Here is a 14,711-nt window from a genome sequence, read left to right as displayed (position 1 = left end):
CACCTTACTCTACGATCGATTCTGCAATTTGGGTGTTTACCAGCTCTTCGTATTCAACATACAATGGCAGCTCCCCTGATGCATCCATGATCGTTTGTAAATTGTCCCAAGCACCTGATGATAAGAAAGGATCCGTTGCATAAGACCCTTGTTCCTTATAGCGCTCTACTACTTGAGTGACGACATCAACCGGCGTATCTTCAAAAAAGGTTACAATGGTCGCAGCGATGATTTCAGGAGGTTGTTCACTTACCCATTGTTGTCCTTTGTATAGTGCACGGGTAAAGCGTTCAATCATTTCGTTGTTATTCGTAAGGGTACTTTCTTTTGTCATAAAGACCGTGTATGGAACCTCTCCAGACTCTTCACCAAATGAGGCAACAATATGGCCTAATCCTTCATTTTCAAACAACGTTGCTTGAGGCTCGAATAATTGAACATAATCACCTGTACCAGAAGCAAAAGCACTCGGGATGTTTCCAAAATCGATATGCTGCAGCAAGTTTAAGTCTTTCCTAGGGTCAATTCCATGCTGTCTTAATACATGCTCGCCTACCATTTGCGGCATGCCGCCTTTACGTTGACCGAGGAACGTACTGCCTTTTAAATCATCCCAATGAAACTCATCAGTCGGTTCTCTAGCTACAAGAAATGTGCCGTCTGTTTGGGTAAGTCCGGCAAAGTTAATAACAGGATCAGAGGCATTTTGTGCATAGACATATATCGATGTCTCAGCCCCAACGAGTGCAATATCAGCACCGTCAGATAATAACGCAGTCATTGTTTTATCTCCGCCCCAAGCAGTAGTTAACTCAAGATCAATTCCTTCTTCTTCAAAATAACCTTGTGCCATTGCGGCATAAAGAGGGGCATAAAAGATAGACCGGGTCACTTCAGCTACTCTTACTTTTTCATTAGAACTATTTCCAAATGAACAGCTAATAGAAATAAGGATCAGACTGATAAGTAACGGGAGCCATATCCATTTTTTCAGTTTCATTGCATGTCAACTCCTCATCATGTGAATCTTGAAATATCTTATGTAGGAAAACATAAATGTGTGTATGCCCATCACATACTAGATGATTGGTGTTTTAAAAGCGGGATTGGTATGCTAGAGGCGACATGAAAGAGGTGAAGGCATGATGAAAATGATCATTGATAAACAAAAAGTTCCATCCCCTCACTCCTACATTTCATTGTATTTAATTACATACATAAGTGATGGGTTGAAAGTAAAGGGATATTTAGCTGAACCGCAAACACTCACTCGTGAGAAGCTTCCGGGACTTGTTTATTTAAGAGGGGGCATAAAAAATGTTGGGATGGTTCGAATTCAGCGGGTGATTCAATGGGCAGCCGAAGGATTTGTCGTCATTGCTCCATTTTATCGTGGCAATAAAGGGGGAGAGGGACAGGAAGATTTTGCAGGGGAAGATCGAGAAGATGCACATACAGCTTGTGATATCCTATTCAGTCATCCAACTGTTGACCCCGATAGCATCCACCTTATCGGATTCTCAAGAGGGGGAGTCATGGCACTTTTAACTGCACTGAACAATAAGAAAGTTGCTTCTCTTATCAGCTGGAACGGTGTGACGGATATGTTTTTAACGTATGAGGAACGAGTCGATTTAAGAAGGATGATGAAGAGAGTGATAGGAGGGACACCAAATAAATATCCAGAGAGATATGTAGACCGAACACCCCTGGATCAACTGCAGGATCTTCAATCTTCTGTTTTAATTATCCACGGGATGAAAGATGAGCACGTATCGATTGAGCATGCTTATAGACTAGAGCAGGCTCTAAATCAGGTAAATAAAAAAGTTGATGCTTGGTATTACCGTGATTACACTCATCATTTTCCTGCAAAAGAACAACAGAGAATCCTGACAGAGGCAGGGAAGTGGCTAAAAGCGCAACGAAAACACGGACTTGGTTAATCACCGACTTATTCAGGTCGGTGTTTTTTTGTGCTTTAGTGGAATATGTTTGGAAATTTGTTAAAACGGTTAGAGAAACATATACGCTAACATGAAAGGATGAGATTAATGGCAACTGTAACAGCAGGATTTCAAGTATTACCGAACGGGAAAGATGTTGATACGGACGGTGTGATTCCAAAGATTGTAGAGGTTGTTCAAAACTCTGGACTCACCTATCATGTAGGACCGATGGAAACGGTAATAGAAGGAAGTATTGATGATGTATTTAATGTGATTAAATCAGCACAGCAAGTTGGTATTGATGAAGGGGCAAGCGATGTGTTAACGAATATCAAGCTTCATTACCACAAAGATGGTGTTTCGATAAAGGATAAGCTGACCCATGTCAATGAAGGAATGCAGGGTAAATAGTAAACGAAATAAGATACTAAAAAGCCAAGTCGTGTAAGGCGACTTGGCTTTTAGTGGGAAAAGTATGATTAATAATGGGATTATAATGTTGGTCCTGCAGATTTGATCTCGTCGCTGACATTTTCAAATTTCTTGAAGTTTTCTTGGAAGTCAGCAGCAAGTTGTTTTGCCTTTTCATCATACGCAGCTTTATCTGTCCATGTATCACGCGGGTGTAGAACTTCATCAGGCACACCTGGGCAGTGAAGTGGGACGTGCAGACCAAAAATTGGGTCAACTGCTGTTTCTGTTTGACGAAGCTCACCTTGCAATGCAGCTTGAATCATTGCACGAGTGTACGGCAGGTTCATGCGTTTGCCGATACCGTATGGACCGCCAGACCATCCAGTATTCACTAGAAATACTTGAACATCATGCTGGGAGATCTTCTCGCCTAACATTTCTGCATAACGAGCTGCAGGAAGCGGTAAGAACGGTGCACCAAAGCATGTTGAGAACGTTGCTTCTGGTGATGTAACCCCGCGCTCTGTTCCAGCTAACTTACTAGTGTAGCCAGATAAGAAATGGTACATTGCTTGTTCTTTTGTTAATTTGCTGATTGGTGGCAATACGCCAAAAGCATCAGCCGTTAAAAAGATAATTGTATTCGGATGACCTGCAACACTTGGTGTAAGTGCATTAGGAATCGCTTCAAGCGGGTAAGCAGCACGTGTATTTTCTGTTAAAACCGTGTTGTCAAAATCAGGTAATGCTGTCTTTTCATCTACGACAACGTTTTCAAGAACAGATCCAAAACGAATCGCATTCCAAATTTGCGGTTCTTTCTCTTCAGAAAGGTTAATGCATTTTGCATAGCAGCCGCCCTCAATATTAAATACACCGTTAGATGACCACCCGTGCTCATCATCTCCAATTAAGTAACGATTCGGGTCAGCAGATAAGGTAGTTTTACCTGTACCTGATAAGCCAAAGAATAAAGCAACATCGCCTTCTTTTCCTGCATTCGCAGAGCAGTGCATTGAAAGAACGTTTTGTTCAGGGAGCATGAAGTTCATCACAGAGAAAATAGATTTTTTCATTTCACCTGCATATTCAGTTCCTCCAATTAAAACGATACGTTCTTCAAATGAAATAATAATGAATGTTTCAGAGCGAGTTCCATCTACTGCAGGATCAGCTTTAAACGTTGGTGCTGAAACAATCGTAAAGTCTGCAATGGTTTCTTGATTCAATTCCTCAGCAGTTGGACGGATAAATAATTGTCTAGCAAAAGCTTGATGCCATGCAAATTCATTTACAACTTTTAAAGAAAGACGGAAGTTTTTATCAGCTCCAGCATATCCCTTTGAAACAAATAATTCTTCTTTCGTTCCAAGGTGGGCCAGCACTTTTTTGTAAAGCTTCGTAAATACATCCTTCTCGATTGGCTGATTAACAGGGCCCCATGCAATTTTGTCGGTTACACTTGGCTCGTTGACAATGAACTTATCTTTTGGCGAACGTCCTGTGTACGTACCAGTCTCAACGCTTAATGCACCAGAAGCTGTTAATTTACCTTCTTTACGCATCAGTGATTTTTCAACTAATGCCGAGATCGGTAAATCATGGTGTGTCTGCTCACTTTTCAATAATTGGTCAAGTTCTGATGTAAGGCTTAAAGTAGTCATTGTCGCAAAACCCTTTCCTATTTAAAGTAATTTAACTTTTTATTGGTATTTGGTACTTGTCATCGTTTCTATGTCAATTAGTATAACACATTATATCTATTAGTCTATACTAATGTGAAAGTTTTTTTGAAAAATGATGCAATGAACCAAAAGCCGCCCTTTTGGTATGGAAAGGGCCAAAGGGGAAAAGGTGTTAGTTCTTACGATTTGAGACGAAAATGAAGAAGAGTTTAAATGAATAAGTCCATAAAATATGAAGAAATGAATTCTGGAAGAAGCATAATACTATATAGAAGAAAAGGGTTTAATCTAGATGGTGATGATAATAAAATGACATTAATAAATGAATAGTATAACTCATTATAAACGAGTTCTACTCCGACTAAAAGTATGAATATTAGTGAATTTTCGGCCGGTGTTGACAGAGGATTCTATGTACGTTATGATATGTCGCGAACGGATACTCTTATCCAGAGTAGGTGGAGGGACAGGCCCGAAGAAACCCAGCAACCAACACTCATGCCAAACGAGTGAAAAGGTGCTAACCTGCAAGGCAGCTGCCTTGAACGATAAGAGGCGAAAGGTAAACATTTCAACCCTTTTCCTCGATGGAATGGGGTTTTCTACGTTTATACACGTCTTAAACCGTTTTATCACCCATTGGATGAGAAACGAGTGCCGTCTCAAATCATTCGCACACAACCGTTGTAGTTGTCTGCATAGGAGGAATTTGAACATGGTAGAAAAGCAAAGTCGTCGTTTATTTACATCAGAATCAGTAACAGAAGGTCATCCAGATAAAATTAGTGATCAAATCTCTGATGCGATTCTTGATGAGATCTTAGCGAAAGATCCTAATGCTCGTGTAGCTTGTGAAACATCTGTAACAACTGGTTTAGTTTTAGTTGCGGGTGAGATCACTACAAACACATATGTAGATATCCCTAAAGTCGTTCGTGAGACGATCAAAGGAATTGGTTACACACGTGCTAAATATGGTTTCGATGCAGAGACTTGTGCTGTTTTAACATCAATTGATGAGCAATCAGCAGATATCGCAGCTGGGGTTGACCAAGCATTAGAAGCTCGCGAAGGACAAATGACTGATGCAGAAATTGAAGCAATTGGTGCAGGTGACCAAGGTTTAATGTTTGGTTATGCAAATAACGAAACAAAAGAACTTATGCCGCTTCCTATTTCATTAAGTCATAAACTAGCTCGCCGCTTAACTGAAGTACGTAAAGAAGAAATTCTTCCTTACTTACGTCCAGATGGGAAAACACAAGTGACTGTGGAATATGATGAGGACGGAAAACCAGCTCGTATTGATACGATTGTTATCTCAACTCAACATCATCCAGAAGTAACTCTTGAGCAAATTCAACGCAACTTAAAAGAGTATGTCATTAACCCGGTTGTACCAGCTGAATTGCTTGATGAGGATACGAAATACTTCATTAACCCAACAGGACGCTTTGTTATCGGCGGACCTCAAGGGGATGCTGGTTTGACTGGACGTAAAATCATTGTAGACACTTACGGTGGATATGCTCGTCACGGCGGCGGTGCATTCTCTGGTAAAGATGCAACAAAAGTTGACCGCTCAGGTGCTTATGCAGCTCGTTATGTAGCGAAAAACATCGTTGCAGCTGGACTAGCTGATAAGTGTGAGGTGCAGCTTGCATATGCAATCGGTGTTGCTCAGCCAGTGTCAATTTCAATTGATACATTTGGTACGGGTAAAGTTTCTGAGGAAACACTCGTTTCATTAGTTCGTGATAACTTTGACCTTCGTCCTGCTGGCATCATTAAAATGCTAGACCTTCGTCGTCCTATCTATAAGCAAACAGCAGCATACGGACACTTTGGACGTACAGATATTGAGCTTCCATGGGAGCAAACGGATAAAGCGGCTGTTCTTAAAGAACAAGCAGGACTTTAATTTACAGTTTTATTAAAGGAAATACAAACAAGCACAATTTCTCATTTGAGAGATTGTGTTTTTTGTTTTAGATTCCATAAACGGGGTATAGCAATTTATAGAAACACTTCGAGGTATGCTTCTCTTCAAAAAAGGCCAAGCTAGGCAGTAAGAGGGAGGTGGACTAATATGGCACAAGATGTTTTATGTGAAGTGAACAATTGTGTACATTGGTCACATGGTAACCAATGTGCAGCGGATAAGATTTATGTGATCAGTCATAAAGGGAAACAAGCAGATCGTCAAGAGGAAACGGATTGCAAAACGTTTGAACCAAGCTAAGAGTATAAAAAGAGGGCATTCTCCGTGCCTTCTTTTTATACTCTTAGTATTGAGAATAAGAATCAATGTTATTCATGTGGATAAAAAAACGTACCTGTTTTGGCACAGGTACGTTTTTTCTTATACACATTGAAAAGATGAAATTCTTCTTAAATCAATCCCGAAGTTTACCCAGCGGAAAAACCACCATCGATAACCGGCAACTGAGTTTCGGCCTACAAATGTAGGAAAGAACCAAAACGTTTCACCATTTGTTAGGCGGATAAATGTAAATCGAAATAAACAGCGATTAATGGCTCCAGGATCCACCGCGAAAGCTTGAGGACCGCTTGGAAGCTGAGGCGTCATCTGCGGAGGAGGCCCAGGGGGTCCTTGCCTCTCCATCTGTTCAAACATTGGATCGTAATAATACATTCTCCCACTCCTTAGCAAAAGATCAGTTAACTCTTTATTACACTATGCTCACGCCTAGAAAGTGGTGAGGATTGAAGGGGAGAGAGGTTAGGCAAGGGATCTTTTATCCAAGGAACCAATGCTAAGTTTTTTATAGTCTGATAATAATCCGTCGAAAATAGAATCCCATGATTGGGATAAGGCATACGTTCTTGCTGCAAATCCCATCTCAAGCCGCTGACTAGGAGAGTAAAGGAGCTTAGTAATGGCTTGAACAAAAGATTCGGCATTACCAGACTTACAAATCATTCCTGTTTTTTCATGTTCCACAATTTCCCTAACGCCTCCTTTATCAGCAACAATAGCTGGTGTTCCTGAAGCCAAAGCTTCTAATACGACATTACCGAACGTCTCCGTTTGGGAAGGGAAAATGAATAAGTCGGCTAAAGCGTATAGTGCTGAGAGAGCCTCGCCGTTTAAATAGCCTGTAAACGTCACCTGATCACATTGGAACTCAGACTTCATTTCAGACAGCATCGGCCCATCTCCAACATAAATCCAATGAACTTGTTCACATATCTCTTTAGGAAGCTGGCGCATAATCCTTTTCATGGCTGCAAGATCTTTCTCGGGTGCCATACGGCCAACATAAAGGAGAACAAATTTTTGTTCTATATTGTAGAGGTCATACAAATATCCTTCTTTCTTTGAGGGTGAGAACTGCTGGCAATCTACACCTCGGCTCCATATATCTAGATGGTTAAATTTTTTAGAGGCAAGATGGAGCTTTGTTTCAATTGAAGGAACGAGGACCTTCTTACAGTCTGCATAAAACCATCTTAAGTAAGACCACATCAAGTCGGACAGGAAAGTGAGTTTATAGTATTGCAAGTAATGATCAAAATGAGTGTGATAAGAGCCAACTAAAGGAATGTGATATTTCTTGCTGAGGTGAACACCTGCCAATCCCAGGTTAAAAGGTGTGGTTACATGGAGGACGGTTGGATTAAATGCTAGCAGCTCTTTTTTTAATCTCAGCATATTAGGCCAAGCAACTCTACACTCTGGATAGAGGAAAAAGGGAAAGCTTGTGAAAGAATGAATGTTGCTTTTAAATGGGTCTGTATGTTCTAGCTGATCAGGGATAAACAATTGATATTCAACGTTTCGTTTCTCTAGGTGGCTGACAAGTCTCGTTAACGTTCTAGCTACTCCGTTTACCTGTGGACTGTACGTATCAGAAAATATAGCGATTCTCATCTTTCATCCTCCTATCGATCTCAACTCATCAAAGCAACAACTGCTGCATAAAAAAGTACACCACTTACAAACCCAAGTCCCCATCCGGCCATAACATCAGAAGGGTAATGCAGCCCAAGACTAATGCGTGAAATGCCAACAAGAAATGACGTAATTAAAAAGAGAATAGAATAGGCTGGGAACATCATCATAAAAGGCGTGCAGGCTGCTATGGCTGCTGTTGTATGTCCAGATGGAAACGAATGATCTTTTAAAGGCTTTTTTAATACATGGGATTCTTTGAGAGATACATAAGGTCTGTATCTAGGGGTACGGTGTTTTATACCCCTGACAATAAGGTGGCTTGTGATTAATGCAGCCATGGCAGCTATACTGGCTGTAAACATATCACCCGATGTGAGGAGTAATAAACTTAGTAAAGAAATAATAGTTAATGGAGCGCTGCCCAAGTGAGTGATATACTGCATCGGCAGCATGAGGCGGTGATGCTTATTAATTAAATAAAACAGCTGGCAGTCCGTTTCATACAACCAAGATTTATTTATGATCATCTTCATTCCCCCTCTCTATTTTCTTATAGTGTAAGGGGGAATTATTGAGTTACTATCAAGGGAAGGTAAATGTATTGTTTAGAAGTGTGAAGGCGTCTTAACGACTTTAGACAGGAGGCGGCATATTTTATGAGAACATGACAAAAAACCTTCTATCTTGAGTAGATGCAAGATAAAAGGTTTTGATTATTTATTTTTTATTTACTTCTGATTGCACTTGTTTGTAGTGCTGACCTTTTTCTACGTATTCCCGCCTAATTCTTGCCATGTCTGCTAGATCCTCATCCGTTAAATCACGGACTACTTTAGCAGGACGACCGAATGCGAGGGTATTAGGTGGGATTTTCTTTCCTTGAGGGACAAGACTTCCGGCACCGATAAATGCACCCTCGCCGATTTCAGCTCCATCAAGAATAATCGACCCCATTCCGATGAGGGCATTTTTTCTAATGGTGCAGCTATGTAGAAGGACCTGGTGGCCTACAGTGACATCATCTTCAATAATAAGCGGGTATTTAGGGCTTTGATGAAGCATGGATTGATCTTGAATATTCACACGTTCGCCAATAATGGTTGGAGACACATCACCGCGGATCACAGTTTGATACCATATACTGCTCATTGCTCCAATAGTAACATCGCCGGTGATTGTGACATAATCAGCAATAAAAGCGCTCTCATCAATTTTAGGCCATTTCCCCTCGTATGGATAAATCATTTTATACACATCCTTTTGATTTGATAAAAAAACAGCTATACTAATTTTAACGTAAATATCATAGAGGTGGAAACGAATATAAAAAAAGAGAAGAAATGAAGTTAGGGGGAATCAATTATGTGGAAATCAGAGATTTCTGAGCCGCGTGGTGTAATCGTAATGGTACACGGAGCCGGTGAGCATCACGGGAGATATATGTGGCTTGCTAAGAAGTGGAATGACCACGGCTTTGATGTGGTGATGGGAGACTTGCCAGGTCAAGGGAAGACAAGAGGTACAAGAGGCCATGTGCAATCATTTAATCAATATTTAGATGCGGTTGATGAATGGATGCTTGAGGCAAAAAAGAAAGATTTACCGATTATTTTGTTTGGCCATAGTATGGGAGGTCTTGTTTGTGTTCGTTCGTTAATGGAGCGTAATCATACTCATATTACTGGAGTAATCTTATCTTCACCTTGCTTAGGATTAAGCAGCCCCCCTCCAAAAACAAAGGCATTGGCTACAAAGCTTTTGCACAGAGTCGCACCAACCTTCAGTGCTAAATCTGGATTGCGTACTGAGCATTGTACGCGCAATGAAGAAGTACGTGAAGCTTATTTGAAAGATGAACTGCGTGTAACGAGGGTGACCGCTAGGTGGTATCAAGAGCTGACGAAAGCGATGCACCTTGCCAACCGCTATCCTGAAAAAATGCCGAATCTGCCTATATTAGTGATGCAGTCTGGTGAAGATTATATTGTCGACCAAATCGCTGTAAGGGACTGGTTTGATCATTTACTTTTAACTGAAAAGAGTTATAAAGAATGGGAAGGGCTGTATCATGAAATTTTTAATGAGCCGGAAAGAGAAGATGTATTCAGGTATGCCATCGGATTTGTAAACATCCTCCTTCCATAGAATGACTCTTACAAGAAAGCTTTAACAAGGCTTTCTTTTTTTGTGTAAGCAATAATTATAAGCAATAAGCAGCGGCCGGCGGAATTTATGAGGATGCTTTGACATTAACGGTAGATTTATTGTTGCTTGCTTTTTTTTGTGCTAAGGTACTAATTATGGAAAGTGAATGGAGGAGAACACTTCATATGAAAGTCCCTACAAAACCGATTCCGATTTTAATGAATATTTATCGTGATGTTGTCCCTACTGTAAATCGTTATTTTAATCAATGGATAGAAAAGGCACAAACGATTCCTGATGATGAATTGCGCTCACAAGCCTTAGATGCCTTAAGTAAAAAGAAATTTCATTGCGAAGGGGGAGGAGTGTTTGGATTAGTTGCTAGAGATCGTTTTGATGAATTAATCCAATTTATCATTGCTTATCAGATTATGTGCGATTACTTAGACAACTTATGTGACCAAAGCGACTCGCTAGACCCTAAAGACTTTCGCGCCCTACATAATGCGTTGCTTACAGCCCTGACACCAGGGGCACCGCTTGAGAATAACTATGAGTTCCGTAACGAGCAAGAAGATGGCGGTTACTTACACGCGCTGATAGAGACTTGTCAGCAAATCCTATCAACCTTCCCGTCTTTTAAAAAGATGCAGCCTGCTATGCTTGAGTTAAGCGGATACTATTGTGATCTGCAAGTGTATAAACATGTGAAAAAAGAAGACAGGATTCCTATGCTTAAAGCTTGGTATGAGCGTCATCGTCATAAGATGCCTGAGATGACATGGTATGAATTTTCAGCTTGTACAGCCTCTACGTTAGGTGTATACGCACTAGCTACGTATTCAACAAAACCTAATATGACGAGTGAGACTGCTGAAACAATTAAAGCCGGGTACTTCCCGTGGGTTCAAGGATTTCATATTTTACTTGATTATTTTATTGATCAAGAAGAAGACATTGCTGATGATGAGCTTAACTTCCTATTTTACTATGACAGTGAAGAGGAAATGATTGAGCGCTTTCGCTATTTTGTCAAAAAGGCAGAAGAAAGTCTTTCAACCCTCCCAGACCCTAAATTCCACCGTTTGATTTATCAAGGGATTATTGCTATCTATTTATCTGATGAAAAAGTGCAGGGAAATAAAGAGATGAAGAAAAAGTCGAAAAAAATGATCAAGACCGGCGGACTTCCTACCTTTATTTTTTATTTGAACAGCTGGGTTTTTAGAAGAAGTTAAACGATAGAGATAGGCTGCAGCGAGTTAGATGGCTGCAGTTCTTTTTTTAGGAGGCGTACATTGGATGGGACATAAAAGAGTCGTCCTTATTACAGGAGCGAACAGCGGATTTGGATTATTGTCATCATTATCGCTTGCCAAAAGGGGATGCCAAGTCATCGCAGCGGTGCGAGATGTGAAAAAGAGCAATGAACTGCTAGATAGAGCCAAGCGTGAAGGGACCAGTCATTTAATAGATGTAATTCAGCTTGATGTCACGAGAGAAGATCATATTAAAGAGGCATTTTTATATGTGGAATCGCAATATGGTCAATTAAATGTGCTGGTGAATAATGCAGGGTACAGCGCAGGCGGAATGATTGAGAAGCTTGAAATAGAGGAATGGCGGAAGCAGCTAGATACGAACTTGTTTGGCGTCATCACAATGACGAAGACGTTTTTGCCGTTATTAAAGAATGGAAAAGGAGCAAAGATCATTAATCTAGGAAGCATTAGCGGCAGAGTCGGATTTCCGGGGCTGGCACCATATGTTACGTCCAAATTTGCTATTGGCGGATTTAGCGAATCTCTGCGTTTAGAGCTCCTTCCGCAAAATATTTATGTCTGTCTGATTGAAGCAGGTTCTTTTCAAACAAATATTTGGAACAAAGGACTGGAAAGTGTTCGTTCAAAAAAGAATGGGATGAATGATCCATTTTTTGATTCTATTTATCAGCAAGCAAAACAAACAGCAGCAGGCGCCCAAGATCCTGCTGAAGTCATTCAACTGATTGTCAAAATCTCGGAAGCAAAAAAGCCTAAGTTCCGCTATCATGCTGGTAAAGGGGTCCGACTGTTAGTGCTTTTCAAAAGCATTTTACCTTGGTCTCTCGTAGAATGGTTGATTAATAAAAGGTTGATAAAGAAAAAGTGATGACGTAAAATAAAGAATCCGCTGCACATAGATGGCAGCGGATTTTGTAATTATAGATGATCGTATCCATTTACAACGACATCTAGTTTCCCTGTGTCAGGGCAAATTACAAGCCCGTGAACCGGAATTTGGCGAACGAATAACGGATGATTATTAATCACATCAACACTATGAGCAACATTATCTTCAACTTTTGAGAAGCCTGTTAAGAACCCTTTCACATCAATGCCTGAGTATTCAAGCGTATCCACTACATCTACGTCGAGTCCTCTCTCTTTTGCTTTCTCAAGAATGGATTCAGACTCGAGTCCTGCCATACCGCAGCCGTGGTGTCCAACTACAACGACTTCATCAGCCTGCAGCTCATAGACCGCCACTAAAATACTTCTCATAATACTTCCGAATGGGTGAGAAATAACAGCACCTGCATTACGGATAATTTTGGCATCCCCATTTTTTAGATCCATAGCCCGGTGAAGGAGTTCGACAAGACGAGTATCCATACACGTAAGGATTACAAGTTTCTTGTCTGGAAACTTCGTTGTTTGGAATGGTTCATACTGCTTTGTTTCAACAAATGATTTGTTATAGTCTAAGATCGAATCAAGAATTGTCATGATGAGTACACCCCTTCGTAATATTGAACTTATTTCCAATAAAAAGTTTGATTTATCAATCATTTCTTTTATATAAGTGTAAAGAAATCACGAAACTTGTCAACTAATCTTTTTGATACTGAACTCACTTATCTTTTTTCTATCGCAACAATGAACGGGGGATTATTCGCTTGATTAATAAACGAATAGTTTAGAACATGAGCTTTTTTTTGGTCAAGTCTTGTTACATACTCTCTCAAATGATCACGTTCTGCAGCCCCTTCGGCATGTCCATGGTAAATGACAAGCACAATCATGCCTCCCTTGGGCATGAGTTCAAGTAGAGAGTCAATTGCTTTAATTGTGGTCTGAGATTGAGTCACAATCGACTTATCCCCTCCAGGAAGGTAACCCAAATTAAAAATCGCCCCTTTGACCCGACCATATTCTTCTTTTGGAATGAGAGTAGAAATATGTTCATGTCCGCTTTGGTGAAGGGTTACTCGATTGGCCACTTCAGCCTCTCCTACTTTTAATTTTGTGTTTGTGATCGCAGTTTCTTGGATATCAACACTGTACACATGGCCAGTATTGCCAACTAAGTTTGCTAAGAATAAAGTATCGTGCCCGTTTCCTGCAGTACAATCGACGGCAATATCACCTGGTGAGATACTTCGTTCAAGTAAAAAACGCGCAAAAGGAAGAACGCCTAATAATTTCATCTATTCTTTAACCTCCGCTTGATAAAACTTACCTTGCCAGCTGTCACGGCGCTTAAGTTCCGCTTCAATGGCATTGAATACCGACCACTTTTGAGTGCTCCACATCGGGCCGATCATTAAATCTGCAGGGCCATCTCCTGTTAATCGATGAATGACAAAGTGCGGCGGAATCACTTCAAGTTGGTCAACAACAAGGTTTACATACTCTTCCATGCTCATGAATTCAACCAGTCCTTTTTCATATTGTTTGACCATAGGGGTTTTTTTCAAAAGGTGAAGAGAGTGGATCTTAATCCCTTGAACATCGAGCTTAGAAACTTCACGTGCTGTTTCCATCATCATCTTATGATCTTCTTTTGGGAGCCCGTTAATGATGTGAGCACACACGCGGATCCCGTGCTTTCTTAACTTTTTTACACCTTCTACATAGCATTGATAGTCATGAGCACGGTTGATAAGCTGTGCTGTCTCTTCATGAATTGTTTGTAAGCCTAGCTCTACCCATAGATAGGTTCGTTCATTTAACTCAGCCAAATACTCAACGACATCATCAGGAAGACAGTCAGGCCTTGTGGCGATAGATAAACCAACGACGCCTTCTTGCTCGAGTATCACTTCATAATATTTACGCAAGGTGCGAACCGGGGCGTATGTATTTGTGTACGCTTGGAAGTAGCCGATGTATTTGCCGCTTTTCCATTTATGGTGCATTCGTTCTTTAATGGTATTAAATTGAGTGACAAGGTCATCTGAGCGGTCACCAGCAAAATCACCAGACCCTCTTTCGCTGCAAAATGTACAGCCTCCGTAAGCTGCAGATCCGTCTCTGTTCGGGCAATCAAAGCCAGCATCAAGTGAAACTTTAAAAACTTTCTCGCCAAAATGCTGACGTAGGTGGTTATTCCATGAATAATAGCGTTTATCGCCAAACTGTTTGAAACGCTCAGAGTCAGCGGCGTTTACTATCGATTGATTACACATATAAGTCAGCCTCTCTAAAATATTAGGTCCATTCGATTTTCTTTCATACTTGTAGCAAGATTATTGTAGCATGAGAGTCTTGGTGAAAAAAAGAAATGGCAAAGATTCAGACAGTATGTAAATACGAAAAAATGATTGCGTTCTTCAGA

General features: G+C 40.6%; 16 protein-coding genes and 1 riboswitch. Of the genes, 7 read left to right on the top strand and 9 right to left on the bottom strand.

The genetic code is table 11. The features are described 5' to 3' along the window. Positions 1-4: 4 nt before the first annotated feature. A complete protein-coding gene (locus tag BPOF4_RS15645; RefSeq protein ID WP_012960173.1) occupies positions 5-1,000 on the bottom strand; it encodes an ABC transporter substrate-binding protein in 996 nt (331 codons plus the stop codon). A 151-nt stretch (positions 1,001-1,151) separates the two neighbouring features. Between BPOF4_RS15645 and BPOF4_RS15640 the strand changes: the two genes are divergently transcribed. Beyond that, positions 1,152-1,946 carry an alpha/beta hydrolase family protein gene (locus BPOF4_RS15640; protein ID WP_041822992.1) on the top strand — a complete coding sequence of 265 codons (795 nt, stop codon included), beginning with the start codon at positions 1,152-1,154 and terminating at the stop codon, positions 1,944-1,946. Between the two features lie 108 nt (positions 1,947-2,054). Continuing rightward, a complete protein-coding gene (locus BPOF4_RS15635) occupies positions 2,055-2,360 on the top strand; it encodes a thiamine-binding protein (RefSeq protein WP_012960171.1) in 306 nt (101 codons plus the stop codon). Positions 2,361-2,440: 80 nt separating this feature from the next. Here the strand turns inward: BPOF4_RS15635 and pckA are convergent, their stop codons facing one another. Beyond that, positions 2,441-4,027 carry a phosphoenolpyruvate carboxykinase (ATP) gene (gene pckA, locus BPOF4_RS15630; protein ID WP_012960170.1) on the bottom strand — a complete coding sequence of 529 codons (1,587 nt, stop codon included), beginning with the start codon at positions 4,025-4,027 and terminating at the stop codon, positions 2,441-2,443. A 463-nt stretch (positions 4,028-4,490) separates the two neighbouring features. Next, positions 4,491-4,603: riboswitch (SAM riboswitch) on the top strand. Between the two features lie 160 nt (positions 4,604-4,763). On the opposite strand from pckA, the gene metK reads away from it, so the two are divergent. Both metK and BPOF4_RS21695 read left to right on the top strand, forming a co-directional pair. Further along, a complete protein-coding gene (metK, locus tag BPOF4_RS15625; protein WP_012960168.1) occupies positions 4,764-5,969 on the top strand; it encodes a methionine adenosyltransferase in 1,206 nt (401 codons plus the stop codon). A gap of 168 nt (positions 5,970-6,137) precedes the next feature. Further along, complete coding sequence (locus BPOF4_RS21695) at positions 6,138-6,290, top strand: DUF1540 domain-containing protein (RefSeq protein WP_012960167.1); 153 nt, start codon at positions 6,138-6,140, stop codon at positions 6,288-6,290. Positions 6,291-6,410: 120 nt separating this feature from the next. Here the strand turns inward: BPOF4_RS21695 and BPOF4_RS15620 are convergent, their stop codons facing one another. The 4 genes from BPOF4_RS15620 to BPOF4_RS15605 form a co-directional block, all read right to left on the bottom strand. Then, complete coding sequence (locus tag BPOF4_RS15620) at positions 6,411-6,704, bottom strand: hypothetical protein (RefSeq protein ID WP_012960166.1); 294 nt, start codon at positions 6,702-6,704, stop codon at positions 6,411-6,413. Positions 6,705-6,791: 87 nt separating this feature from the next. Next, a complete protein-coding gene (locus tag BPOF4_RS15615; RefSeq protein ID WP_012960165.1) occupies positions 6,792-7,943 on the bottom strand; it encodes a glycosyltransferase family 4 protein in 1,152 nt (383 codons plus the stop codon). Between the two features lie 20 nt (positions 7,944-7,963). After that, positions 7,964-8,494 carry a phosphatase PAP2 family protein gene (locus BPOF4_RS15610; protein ID WP_012960164.1) on the bottom strand — a complete coding sequence of 177 codons (531 nt, stop codon included), beginning with the start codon at positions 8,492-8,494 and terminating at the stop codon, positions 7,964-7,966. A gap of 190 nt (positions 8,495-8,684) precedes the next feature. After that, positions 8,685-9,212: a gamma carbonic anhydrase gene (locus tag BPOF4_RS15605; protein WP_012960163.1), complete on the bottom strand. Its 528-nt coding sequence runs from the start codon at positions 9,210-9,212 to the stop codon at positions 8,685-8,687. Between the two features lie 117 nt (positions 9,213-9,329). On the opposite strand from BPOF4_RS15605, the gene BPOF4_RS15600 reads away from it, so the two are divergent. From BPOF4_RS15600 to BPOF4_RS15590, 3 genes are all read left to right on the top strand, one after another. Further along, on the top strand, positions 9,330-10,112 hold the full coding sequence (locus BPOF4_RS15600; RefSeq protein ID WP_012960162.1) for an alpha/beta hydrolase: 783 nt from the start codon (positions 9,330-9,332) through the stop codon (positions 10,110-10,112). Between the two features lie 185 nt (positions 10,113-10,297). After that, positions 10,298-11,350 (top strand): tetraprenyl-beta-curcumene synthase family protein, encoded by a 1,053-nt coding sequence (locus BPOF4_RS15595; RefSeq protein ID WP_012960161.1) that lies wholly within the window; start codon positions 10,298-10,300, stop codon positions 11,348-11,350. Between the two features lie 64 nt (positions 11,351-11,414). Beyond that, positions 11,415-12,263: an SDR family oxidoreductase gene (locus tag BPOF4_RS15590; protein WP_012960160.1), complete on the top strand. Its 849-nt coding sequence runs from the start codon at positions 11,415-11,417 to the stop codon at positions 12,261-12,263. A 50-nt stretch (positions 12,264-12,313) separates the two neighbouring features. Here BPOF4_RS15590 and BPOF4_RS15585 read toward each other — a convergent pair whose 3' ends face one another. The 3 genes from BPOF4_RS15585 to mnmL all read right to left on the bottom strand — a co-directional run bounded on the left by BPOF4_RS15585 (position 12,314) and on the right by mnmL (position 14,562). After that, on the bottom strand, positions 12,314-12,880 hold the full coding sequence (locus tag BPOF4_RS15585; RefSeq protein ID WP_012960159.1) for a beta-class carbonic anhydrase: 567 nt from the start codon (positions 12,878-12,880) through the stop codon (positions 12,314-12,316). Positions 12,881-13,008: 128 nt separating this feature from the next. Next, complete coding sequence (gene mnmM, locus BPOF4_RS15580; protein ID WP_012960158.1) at positions 13,009-13,581, bottom strand: tRNA 5-(aminomethyl)-2-thiouridylate-methyltransferase MnmM; 573 nt, start codon at positions 13,579-13,581, stop codon at positions 13,009-13,011. Then, positions 13,582-14,562: a tRNA modification radical SAM protein MnmL/YtqA gene (gene mnmL, locus BPOF4_RS15575; protein ID WP_012960157.1), complete on the bottom strand. Its 981-nt coding sequence runs from the start codon at positions 14,560-14,562 to the stop codon at positions 13,582-13,584. Positions 14,563-14,711: the final 149 nt, after the last annotated feature.

The sequence above is a fragment of the Alkalihalophilus pseudofirmus OF4 genome, from assembly GCF_000005825.2.
Lineage (GTDB): Bacteria > Bacillota > Bacilli > Bacillales > Bacillaceae_D > Alkalihalophilus > Alkalihalophilus pseudofirmus.
The sequence above is the reverse complement of the archived record's forward strand: the minus strand, read 5'-3'. Positions and strand labels throughout refer to the sequence as shown.

Coding starts and splice junctions, on each gene's coding strand:
- BPOF4_RS15635 (WP_012960171.1), top strand. CDS start 2,055: ATGGCAACTGTAACAGCAGGATTTCAAGTATTACCGAACGGGAAAGAT.
- BPOF4_RS15645 (WP_012960173.1), bottom strand. CDS start 1,000: ATGAAACTGAAAAAATGGATATGGCTCCCGTTACTTATCAGTCTGATC.
- BPOF4_RS15595 (WP_012960161.1), top strand. CDS start 10,298: ATGAAAGTCCCTACAAAACCGATTCCGATTTTAATGAATATTTATCGT.
- BPOF4_RS15585 (WP_012960159.1), bottom strand. CDS start 12,880: ATGACAATTCTTGATTCGATCTTAGACTATAACAAATCATTTGTTGAA.
- mnmM (WP_012960158.1), bottom strand. CDS start 13,581: ATGAAATTATTAGGCGTTCTTCCTTTTGCGCGTTTTTTACTTGAACGA.
- metK (WP_012960168.1), top strand. CDS start 4,764: ATGGTAGAAAAGCAAAGTCGTCGTTTATTTACATCAGAATCAGTAACA.
- pckA (WP_012960170.1), bottom strand. CDS start 4,027: ATGACTACTTTAAGCCTTACATCAGAACTTGACCAATTATTGAAAAGT.
- BPOF4_RS15605 (WP_012960163.1), bottom strand. CDS start 9,212: ATGATTTATCCATACGAGGGGAAATGGCCTAAAATTGATGAGAGCGCT.
- BPOF4_RS15640 (WP_041822992.1), top strand. CDS start 1,152: ATGATCATTGATAAACAAAAAGTTCCATCCCCTCACTCCTACATTTCA.
- BPOF4_RS15620 (WP_012960166.1), bottom strand. CDS start 6,704: ATGTATTATTACGATCCAATGTTTGAACAGATGGAGAGGCAAGGACCC.
- mnmL (WP_012960157.1), bottom strand. CDS start 14,562: ATGTGTAATCAATCGATAGTAAACGCCGCTGACTCTGAGCGTTTCAAA.
- BPOF4_RS15590 (WP_012960160.1), top strand. CDS start 11,415: ATGGGACATAAAAGAGTCGTCCTTATTACAGGAGCGAACAGCGGATTT.
- BPOF4_RS15615 (WP_012960165.1), bottom strand. CDS start 7,943: ATGAGAATCGCTATATTTTCTGATACGTACAGTCCACAGGTAAACGGA.
- BPOF4_RS15600 (WP_012960162.1), top strand. CDS start 9,330: ATGTGGAAATCAGAGATTTCTGAGCCGCGTGGTGTAATCGTAATGGTA.
- BPOF4_RS21695 (WP_012960167.1), top strand. CDS start 6,138: ATGGCACAAGATGTTTTATGTGAAGTGAACAATTGTGTACATTGGTCA.
- BPOF4_RS15610 (WP_012960164.1), bottom strand. CDS start 8,494: ATGATCATAAATAAATCTTGGTTGTATGAAACGGACTGCCAGCTGTTT.